The organism is Acidocella sp. MX-AZ02, from assembly GCF_000306035.1.
In the GTDB taxonomy this organism is placed as follows: domain Bacteria; phylum Pseudomonadota; class Alphaproteobacteria; order Acetobacterales; family Acetobacteraceae; genus Acidocella; species Acidocella facilis.
The window spans coordinates 1-847 of the sequence record NZ_JH976245.1 but is presented as its reverse complement, the minus strand read 5'-3'; the positions used below and the strand labels follow the sequence as shown (position 1 = coordinate 847).

Here is an 847-nt window from a genome sequence, read left to right as displayed (position 1 = left end):
GGTCGTGTCTGCATTCATCGTAGCCAAATCATGGCGCAAGCGAGATGTACGAAGCCCATGAAGGCTTTGATGGTTTTTTCGCATCTGAGGGCGATTCTGCGGAAGCGTTTGAGTTTATTGAAGAAGCACTCGACCTGATGGCGCTCCTTGTAGAGCCTCCAGTCGATTGGGGGGCTTATGGCGCGGCTGGGATTAGCCTTGATCTGAGCGGTTGCACCGAGATCATTGGCAATGAAAGCGCGTAGGGGATCTGCGTCGTAGGCAGCGTCAGCGATGACATGACCAACACCCTGCAACCCATCCAGCAGGGCTTCCGCCTGTGGGCAATCGCCGTGATGTCCCGGCGTCGGGTGGATGCGCAGCGGCAAGCCAAGTGCATCGACCGCGGCATGGAGCTTGGTCGTCAGTCCGCCGCGTGAACGCCCAATGGCGGCAGCTTCAGCCCCCCTTTTGCCCCTGCCGCATCGGCATGGACTTTCGAGATGGTGCTATCAATCAGGACGTATTCAAAATCCGGCGTATCCGCCAGGGTTTTGAATAGCGCTTCCCAAACGCCCGCATGAGACCAACGCCGGAACCGCGCATGTACCGCCGTCCATTTGCCAAACATCTCCGGCAAATCTCGCCAACGCGCCGCATTGCCAGCCATCCATAAGATCGCATCAACAAAAAGTCGGTTGTCCACCCCGCTTCGGCCAGGGGTGCCAACACGGCCAGGCAAGTGACCCTCAATGCGGTTCCATTGTTCGTCCGTCAGTGTCCGTCTGCTCAAGGCAAGAACCCTCCTCAAGCCTTGAATCAGAAATCACAAACAAAGGGAATCTATGAATGCAGACACGACCTAGAG

1 protein-coding gene is annotated in these 847 nt (G+C 57.0%); it reads right to left on the bottom strand.

The window, feature by feature from the left end:
* Positions 1–14 precede the first annotated feature (14 nt).
* A protein-coding gene (locus tag MXAZACID_RS19005; protein WP_144052894.1) for an IS5 family transposase occupies positions 15–772 on the bottom strand; the annotation gives its coding sequence in 2 pieces (ribosomal slippage) (positions 15–454 and positions 454–772; 759 coding nt in all).
* Between the last annotated feature and the right edge of the window lie 75 nt (positions 773–847).